The 8,165-nt window shown below is 61.0% G+C and carries 7 protein-coding genes and 2 pseudogenes; 4 read left to right on the forward strand and 5 right to left on the reverse strand.

The features are described 5' to 3' along the window. The 3 genes and pseudogenes from B3520_RS05485 to B3520_RS05495 all read right to left on the reverse strand — a co-directional run. A pseudogene (locus B3520_RS05485) lies at nt 1-243 on the reverse strand (GGDEF domain-containing protein); the annotation flags it as partial. A 150-nt stretch (nt 244-393) separates the two neighbouring features. Beyond that, nucleotides 394-1,032, reverse strand: coding sequence for a thiol:disulfide interchange protein DsbA/DsbL (locus B3520_RS05490; RefSeq protein WP_286804195.1), 639 nt, complete (start codon nt 1,030-1,032; stop codon nt 394-396). Between the two features lie 91 nt (nt 1,033-1,123). Continuing rightward, nucleotides 1,124-1,804 (reverse strand): c-type cytochrome, encoded by a 681-nt coding sequence (locus B3520_RS05495; RefSeq protein ID WP_024461902.1) that lies wholly within the window; start codon nt 1,802-1,804, stop codon nt 1,124-1,126. Between the two features lie 176 nt (nt 1,805-1,980). Here B3520_RS05495 and yihA point away from each other — a divergent pair, with 176 nt between their 5' ends. Beyond that, nucleotides 1,981-2,634 carry a ribosome biogenesis GTP-binding protein YihA/YsxC gene (yihA, locus tag B3520_RS05500; RefSeq protein ID WP_286804194.1) on the forward strand — a complete coding sequence of 218 codons (654 nt, stop codon included), beginning with the start codon at nt 1,981-1,983 and terminating at the stop codon, nt 2,632-2,634. Between the two features lie 371 nt (nt 2,635-3,005). Here yihA and polA read toward each other — a convergent pair whose 3' ends face one another. Continuing rightward, on the reverse strand, nt 3,006-5,732 hold the full coding sequence (polA, locus tag B3520_RS05505; RefSeq protein WP_286804193.1) for a DNA polymerase I: 2,727 nt from the start codon (nt 5,730-5,732) through the stop codon (nt 3,006-3,008). Between the two features lie 363 nt (nt 5,733-6,095). Between polA and B3520_RS05510 the strand changes: the two genes are divergently transcribed. Beyond that, nucleotides 6,096-6,374, forward strand: coding sequence for a hypothetical protein (locus B3520_RS05510; RefSeq protein ID WP_123639425.1), 279 nt, complete (start codon nt 6,096-6,098; stop codon nt 6,372-6,374). A 144-nt stretch (nt 6,375-6,518) separates the two neighbouring features. Here the strand turns inward: B3520_RS05510 and B3520_RS05515 are convergent, their stop codons facing one another. After that, nucleotides 6,519-7,469, reverse strand: a complete 951-nt coding sequence (locus B3520_RS05515) for a zinc ABC transporter substrate-binding protein (RefSeq protein ID WP_286804192.1) — start codon at nt 7,467-7,469, stop codon at nt 6,519-6,521. 80 nt (nt 7,470-7,549) lie between these two features. On the opposite strand from B3520_RS05515, the gene B3520_RS05520 reads away from it, so the two are divergent. Together B3520_RS05520 and znuC are read left to right on the forward strand one after the other, a co-directional pair. Further along, a complete protein-coding gene (locus B3520_RS05520; RefSeq protein WP_286804191.1) occupies nt 7,550-8,041 on the forward strand; it encodes a Fur family transcriptional regulator in 492 nt (163 codons plus the stop codon). Further along, a pseudogene (gene znuC / locus B3520_RS17510) lies at nt 8,034-8,165 on the forward strand (zinc ABC transporter ATP-binding protein ZnuC); the annotation flags it as partial. The gene B3520_RS05520 and the pseudogene znuC, both read left to right, overlap by 8 nt.

Genomic DNA, 8,165 nt, shown 5'->3' on the forward strand with positions numbered 1-8,165 from the left:
GAGCCGATCGGTCAGTTCGGGCAGACGCTCCAGCGCCTGGTCGCCGCGCAGGGTTTTGCGCAGCTCATCCAGCAATTCGTCCAACTGGCGGTCCTGCCCATCGGCAATAATGCTCAGTTGCACCAGGGCCCGGCGCAGTCGCTGGTATTGGTCATCGGCCTGACGCTCAAGCGCGTCGTGGGCGTCCAGAGCATCCAGGTACTTTTCTCGCCAAGTATCGTCGTCCGTTGTTCGGAGGGTCATGAAAAATCCCGCGTTTGCTGAAAACTGCCCAGACAGTATAGCCGTTCCCCGCCCGCACTGTCGGCCAAAACGACCTTTTTCCTGACCCGGAAACGACAACGCCCGCTCTGGGAGCGGGCGTTGTCAGCACGTTGGCGCGAACTCAGGTAGTCAGAGCGCTCCCTGGCGAATCTGTTCAACCAGGTGGTCCACCACTCGCAGCATCTCGCTGTGGCTGCCGGTCATCCGGGAGCTGACCCGGTACTTGCCGTCGACCACCATTTCCGGGGTGCCGGTGATCTTGTAACCGCGAACCCGGGCGTCGGCCTGACGCACCTGGCTGGTGATGCCAAACGAGTTGAAGGTTTTCAGTATCCGCTCGCGATCCGCACCATAGGTCTCCAGGAAGTCGGCCCACTGCTCGGCACTGCGGAACTGTTTGCCTTCCTGATGCACGGCGGTGAACACGGCCATATGCACTTCATCCAGCAGCTCCATGGCCTTTGCGGTATAGAAGCCGCGCGCATAGGCCTCCATGGTGGCGTTCCACATGGCGGGGGTCTGCACAACCGCCACATCATCTTTCTGCTCTTTTTTCCACGCCCGAATCAGCGGCTCGAAGTTGTAGCAGTGGCCACAGGTATAGGCAAAGACTTCGACCACTTCAATCTTGTCCGAGGTGCTGGTGGGGACCGGCTCGGCCAGGGTCTCGTAGTGCTCGCCTTCTTTATAGTCGGTTCCGTTCTCGGGGGTCTGGGCGACGGCGGTCAGCGATACCATCATCGCCAGAACAGCTAACACAATGCGCATAGTTGGCTCCACGTTATTCATTATCGGAGGGCTCGGGCCCGGTCAACGTGACTCAGAGCCCGAACCGGCGGGTTTAGTTCCCGCCGTGCAATCAGTTCAGGCCGCCGATGTAGTTCGCCACCGCCTTGATTTCGGCGTCACTGAGGTTTTTGGCGCTCAGACGCATCATCATCGACTCACCATCGTTCATACGGTCGCCGGCGCGGAAGGCGCGCAGCTGGGCCTCGATGTACTGTGGGTACTGGCCACCCAGGCGCGGGAAGGCTCCCGGCTCATTACCCTGACCATTCGGTGCGTGGCAACCCATGCAGGCCGGCACACCAGTCTCCTGATTGCCGGCGCGGTAAATCTGCTCACCCAGGGCCAGCGCATCAACTTCAGCGCCCGAGTTCACCTGCACCTGCATTTCCTGGGCACCGCTCAACTGCATGCTCTGACTGGCGTAGTAAGCGGCAATATCCTGCAGGTCCTGATCGCTCATGCCCTTGAGCATGCCGGTCATCTGCACCACCTCACGGCCAGTCGTGGCCTTGGCCTCTCCGGTGGCATTATCCCAGGCCTGGATGTCCTGAAGCTGCTTGTACAGATAGGGCTGGCCCAAATCGGCCAGCTTCGGGAAGCTCGGCGCCGGGCTGTTACCATCCTGACCGTGGCAGGCGGCGCATACAGCCACTTTTTCGGAGCCCGCTTCCGGGTCACCGGCGGCGCTTGCGCCCGGAACCAAAACCAGTGCGCCCAGCGCGAGGAGCAAATGCTTCACTGAATATTTCATTGGCTAACCTGTCAATTCGTTTATTGTGGGGCCCGCTCCGCAGTGTTCGGGCGACATTTGGCCGCCTACGGGCTACAATCGGCTGCCCCACTCGGCCCCAGGGCCACTTTTCGCGCCGGGGCCCCAACGGGGGCACCGCGCATTATATGGGATAACACAGGCTTTTGCAGGGTTTTATGACCACAGAGATCAACTTCCGCGGCGCCACATTTGAACAGAGCGCCCCCAGTATTCATCAGTGTCCACCGGAGAACGGGTTGGAAGTCGCCTTCGCGGGGCGTTCCAACGCGGGCAAATCCAGTGCCATCAACACCCTGACTGACAATTCCAAACTGGCCCGAACCAGCAAGACGCCCGGGCGCACCCAACTAATCAACTTTTTCAGCGTGGGCGAAGGCCAGCGCCTGGTGGATCTGCCCGGGTACGGCTACGCCAAAGTCGCCCGGGCCATGAAAGAGGAGTGGCAGCGCAACCTGTCCGAGTACCTTCAGGAACGCGACTGCCTGCAGGGGCTGGTGCTGCTGATGGACATCCGCCACCCCATGCAGGAGTTTGACTCCATGATGATCAACTGGGCCGTGGAAGTGGAGATGCCGGTGCATATCCTGCTGACCAAAGCGGACAAGCTCAAGCGGGGGCCGGCCAACAGCACCCTGCTGGCCGTGCGCAAGCAGATGCAGGCGGCGGGCGTGAGCGATCTGGTCACCGCCCAGTGTTTTTCATCACTCAAGCGCACCGGGGTGGACGATCTGAAGCGCAAACTGACCGAATGGCTGACGCCGGCGCAGGAAGTCGCACAGGAAAGTGAGGATTCTGAGCCCCGGACATAAAAAAACCGGCGACCAGGGGGCGGCCGCCGGGGGCAATGACTGGCACCCTTGGGGTGGCGCCAGTTAAGCGGAGGAAAGACTGCAATCGTTGCGTCTGTTCTTTAAGACGATGGTCATTCAGGAAAGTTCCGGCCCCGCCTTCCGGAATGTGTCAGGTTTTGTAAAGCCTCGGCGCCACGCAATCGACGGGCAAAAAAAACCCGACCAGTGGTCGGGGTAGCTGAGTAAAGCGGTTAGCCAAGTGGCGTCATGCCACGTTAGGGGAGTTGCACATGAAACACACTGTTCATGTTTTATGGGACCGGGCATAGGTCCCGAAAGTTCACTCCCTCTGAAAATTTTTTTTACCCGCGGCATCACAGGGCCAGAATTCAGTGGGCCTGATCCCAGTTATCCCCTACCCCGGCCTCTACCAAGAGTGGCACTTTCAGGTCAGCCGCCTTCGACATCCGCTCGACAATACCCTCGCGCACCTCGTCCAGCTGGCCTTCGGCCACTTCCAGCACCAGTTCATCGTGCACCTGCATCATGATCCGGGCGTCCAGCTTTTCCTTCAATAGCCAGCGATCCACATCGATCATGGCCGCCTTGATGATATCCGCCGCGGTGCCCTGCATGGGCGCATTGATGGCAGTGCGCTCGGCACCCTGGCGCAGGTTGCCATTGCGGGCGTTGATCTCGGGCAGGTACAGGCGCCGGCCCAGTAAGGTTTCGACGTAGCCCTGCTCCCGGGCCTGGGCGCGGGTATTGTCCATATAACGCAGCACTCCTGGGTAGCGGTCGAAGTAGCGGTCAATGTATTCCTGAGCTTCCTGGCGACCAATGTGCAGCTGCTTCGCCAGACCGAAGGCGGACATGCCATAGATCAGGCCAAAGTTGATCGCCTTGGCCCGCCGGCGCATTTCCGGGGTGACCTTGTCCAGCTCGGTACCGAACACCTCGGCGGCGGTGGCCTTGTGAACGTCCAGCTCCTGCTCAAAGGCGTTGAGCAATCCTTTATCCTCCGACAGGTGCGCCATGATGCGCAGCTCGATCTGGGAGTAGTCCGCCGCCAGCACCTTGTAGCCCTTGGGGGCGATGAACGCCTGGCGGATGCGCCGGCCTTCCTCGGTGCGAATGGGGATGTTCTGCAGGTTCGGGTCCGAGGAGGACAGCCGACCGGTGGCGGTCACCGCCTGGTGATAGGAGGTATGGATCCGCCCCGTGGCCTTGTTGATCATCAATGGCAGCTTGTCGGTGTAGGTGCTCTTGAGCTTGCTCAGCCCCCGGTATTCCATCAGCAACTTGGGCAGCGGATAGTCCAGGGCCAACTCCTGCAGAACCTCCTCGGCGGTGGAGGGTTTACCCTTGGGGGTTTTCTTGAGCACCGGCAACTTCTGCTCGTCGAACAGGATCTCCCCCAGCTGCTTGGTGGAGCCCAGGTTGAAGGGCCGACCGGCGATCTCGTGGGCCTCTTTTTCCAACTGCGCCAGACGCTCACCCAACTGCCGGCTGTGTTCCCCCAGAACCCTGCCGTCCACCAACGCGCCGTTGCGCTCGATATTGGCCAGCACCGGAACCAGCGGCATTTCCAGGTCAGTAAACACTCGCTTCAGGGAATCGGTTTTCTCCAGCTCGGGCCAGAGGCGGCGATGCAGGCGCAGGGTCACATCGGCATCTTCGGCGGCGTAGGGGGCCGCGTCGTCAATTTTGATCTGGTTGAACGTGAGCTGCTTGGCGCCCTTGCCGGCAATGTCCTCGAACGAGGTGCAGCGATAATCCAGGTAGCGCAGCGCCAGGCTGTCCATGTCGTGACGGCCGCTGGTGGAATTGAGCACATAGGATTCCAGCATGGTATCGAAGGCGATACCGCGCAGCTCGATGCCGTGATTGCGCAGCACATTGCGGTCGTACTTGAGGTTCTGGCCCACCTTGGCTTTTTTCGGATCCTCCAGCAGGGGCTTGAGTGCCGCCAACACCGAGTCCCGATCGAGCTGATCGGGCGCACCCATGTAATCGTGCGCCAGGGGCACATAGGCTGCCTTGCCAGGTTCCACGGCAAATGACAGTCCGACCACTTTGGCTTCCATGGCGTGCAGGCTGGTGGTTTCGGTATCAAACGCAAACAGCTCGGCACTCTTGAGCGCCTTCAGCCAGGCATCGAGCGACGCCTGTTCGGTGACCACCTCGTAATCCACCGCCACCTCGGGCTCGCTGGCCGTCGGCGCCTCGCCCTCCTCGGTGGCTGGCTCCAGCTCCGCCACCCAGGTGCGAAACTCCAGTTCGGTGAAAATCTCGCGCAGGCGATTGTTATCCGGCTCCCCGCGGGCGATATCTTCCGGCCTCAGGTCCAGCTCGACATCGGTTTTGATGGTGGCCAGCTGTCGGGACAGGTAGGCCTGATCCCGGTGCTCTTCCAGCTTTTCCGGCATCTTTTTGGCCCCGCGAAAACCCAGTTCGCGCACCGCCTCCAGGTTGTCGTAGATTGCATCCAGGCCGCCCAGGCCCTCAATCAGCGCGCGGGCGGTCTTTTCTCCGACCCCCGGCACGCCGGGAATATTGTCGGACTTGTCCCCCATCAGGGCCAGGTAGTCGATCATCAGGGGCGGCTCAAAGCCGTACTTCTCCCTCACCCCATCTTCATCGAGGTGACTGCCGGTCATGGTGTTGACCAGAGAGATGTGGCGGTTGACCAGCTGCGCCATGTCCTTGTCACCGGTAGAAACAATCATATCCCGCTGCTGCTCGCTGGCCTGGTGGGCCAGGGTACCGATCACATCGTCGGCCTCCACGCCCTCAATCACCAGTAGAGGTAAGCCCATGGCCTCCACAATGTCCTTGATCGGCTGGACCTGGGGGCGCATGTCATCGGGCATGGGCGGGCGCTGGGATTTGTACTCGGCGAACAACTCATCGCGGAAGGTCTTGCCCTTGGCGTCGAACACCACCGCAACGGGGCTCTCCGGAAAGTCCTTGAGCAGCCGGCGCAGCATACTGATGACACCTTTCACCGCCCCGGTGGGCTGGCCTTTGGCGTTATTCAGGGGCGGCAGGGCGTGGTAGGCGCGATAGAGGTAGGAGGAGCCGTCCACCAACACCAGGGGGGCTTTCTGGGTCATAAGGTCACTTGTCTCTGAGTCTGAATCTGAATTGCAACGCTGTGCGTCTAATCCTATGTGGTTGTGGGCAAGCATACCCCAAAACCGAGCGGGGATTCAGCCGCGCCTTATAACCAGATGTCTGTTACTGGCTTGTTACCCGGTGATTTTTGAGGCTTCACTTCCAGAATTACCGCTAACTATGCGAATTACTTAACAAAACGCTCACTTTTTTATCATCAATATGAAATACCACTAGACTATAGTAACAACTGTGTTACTATAGGTAACACATAGAGGCGATCCCTCTAAACACACATTCACAAGCTGCTCTATACCAAGGTGAGCAGCTTCCATCTGGGGAAACCCATGGAGGGCGAAACCATGAAGACACTTGGCCTGATGATCGTATCTGTATTGTTTGCCGCCAACGCGGCCGCCGAAGGGGTTACTGCCGGCGCTCAACCCAACATGGCCATCGCCGCGGCAGAAGCCGGCGTCGCCATGCAGTGGGATCTTCCGGAAAGCGACAGCACCGAGCAGGATACCCTGATGCGTCAGGACCTGGAGAAGCAGTCCCGGGAACTGAACGAGAAACTGGAAGCAAAACTCAACGAGCGGTTGAACGAGAAGCTCAGCCGTCAGTTGCAGGCGGACCTTTAACCCCTCGCTTGCGCCCGCCTCCGGCGGGCACTTTGTACTCTCCCCGCCCGGTGGCTGCTACCGGGCGTCGTAACGACTTACTCTCCTCGCTTGTCTCCCCGCCCGGCCTCTGGCCCGGCGGGGATTTTTTTGTCCACGTTTCGGCTACTGCAGACAGGTCGCCACCGCCTCGCCGAGCGCTTCCAACAGCTCAGGGTAAGTGTCGGTCGACTCGGTCGCGCCCAGCAGATCCAGCTCGCCGAGTTTCAGATCGAGCTCATCCGCCAGGCTGCGGGCGGAACTCATGTCGTAATAGGGTTCGGTGAACAGGCACACAGCGCCCTGCAATTGCTGGCGCAGCTCGTACAGGTGTCGCGCCCCCGGACGCCGCTCCGGGGACAGGGTGACCGAGGCCACCTGGTTCAGGTGGTAGTGGCTGACAAAATGGCTGTATCCCTCGTGATACACCGCAAAGGGTCTCTCCCTCAGCGGATGCAGCCGGGATTCGAGGCGTTGATCCAGCGCCTCAAGTACCTCGGCCAGGGCCGCGGCTCTGGCCCGGAAGCCCTCGGCCTGGGCCGGTGCCAATACCGCCAGGCGCTCGGCCAACGCGGTGGCGATCCCCCGCCCATTCTCCGGGTTCAGCCAGAGATGAGGATCCCGGCCGCCGTGGTCGTGATGATGCCCGTCTGAATGATCGGTTTCATGGCCGTGACCTTCGTGTGCTTCCTCCCCATCCGGCCAGTGCAGGGTCGGCAAGTCAATCAGGGTCATACGTCGATCGTCGGGCAGGTTGCCAAGGGGACGGCGCAAAAAGGTCTCCAGCTCCTCACCCACCCAGAGCACCAGGTCGGCCTGCGCCAGTCGCTGCATATCGGAGACTTTCAGCGGGTAGTCGTGGGGGGAGGCGTTGGGCGGCAACAGGTGACTCACCCGGCCCTGGTCCCCCACCACCGCCTCGGCGATCAGCGCCAGCGGTTTGATGCTGGTCAACACCTCGACCTCGGCCCGGGCCGGTGCCGCCAGAGCCCACAATAAAAGCAGCGCATACCCGACGCCGCGTCCACCGGCAGATCCGGCAAACCAGGATGACAACAGGGGCTTGGGTGGCAGCATAGTCAGACACTCGCGTGATTGGGCGTAAAAGGTTATAGTGTAACATCTTTGCAGTAAAGCATTTGCTTCGAGGCACGGTCATGACCGACACCCCCATCGCCTTTCGACATCACAACCACGGCCACTGCGTGCGCAGTGCCCTGGCATCCGCGCGCAGCCTGTGCACCGAACGCGGGGCGCGTCTGACGCCGCTGCGCGAGCAGGTGCTCGAGCTGGTATGGCAAAGTCACAAGCCCTTGGGCGCCTATCAGTTGATGGATCAGCTGGCAGAGGCCTCCACCCGTCGAGTAGCTCCCCCCACCGTGTACCGGGCGCTCGATTTTCTGCTGGAGCAGGGCTTGATCCACCGGATCAACGGCCTGAACGCCTACGTCGGCTGCCCCAGCCCGGAACACCGCCACCCCAGTCATTTTCTGCTCTGTCGGGCCTGCGGCGTCGCCGTGGAGATGGAAAGCAACGCCATAACCCAAGCCATTCAGGCCAATGCGGACAACGCCGGCTTTCAACTGGAAGGCCACTCCCTGGAGGTGACCGGTCTGTGCCCCGACTGCCGGGAGCATGCCCATGAGTGAACCGCTGCTGACCGCCCGCCAGATCGGAGTGCGCCGGGGCGGTAGAGACATTCTTCAGGGCGCGGACCTGACCCTGGAAGCAGGCAAAATCGTCACCCTCATTGGCCCCAATGGCGCGGGCAAG

The organism is Marinimicrobium sp. UBA4509 (assembly GCF_002388575.1).
Classification (GTDB): domain Bacteria; phylum Pseudomonadota; class Gammaproteobacteria; order Pseudomonadales; family Cellvibrionaceae; genus Marinimicrobium; species Marinimicrobium koreense.

Bases quoted from the DNA above. Each gene is read 5' to 3' on its own strand.
- B3520_RS05515 (WP_286804192.1), bottom strand. From the start codon at position 7,469: ATGCTGCCACCCAAGCCCCTGTTGTCATCCTGGTTTGCCGGATCTGCC.
- yihA (WP_286804194.1), top strand. From the start codon at position 1,981: ATGACCACAGAGATCAACTTCCGCGGCGCCACATTTGAACAGAGCGCC.
- B3520_RS05490 (WP_286804195.1), bottom strand. From the start codon at position 1,032: ATGCGCATTGTGTTAGCTGTTCTGGCGATGATGGTATCGCTGACCGCC.
- polA (WP_286804193.1), bottom strand. From the start codon at position 5,732: ATGACCCAGAAAGCCCCCCTGGTGTTGGTGGACGGCTCCTCCTACCTC.
- B3520_RS05495 (WP_024461902.1), bottom strand. From the start codon at position 1,804: ATGAAATATTCAGTGAAGCATTTGCTCCTCGCGCTGGGCGCACTGGTT.
- B3520_RS05520 (WP_286804191.1), top strand. From the start codon at position 7,550: ATGACCGACACCCCCATCGCCTTTCGACATCACAACCACGGCCACTGC.
- B3520_RS05510 (WP_123639425.1), top strand. From the start codon at position 6,096: ATGAAGACACTTGGCCTGATGATCGTATCTGTATTGTTTGCCGCCAAC.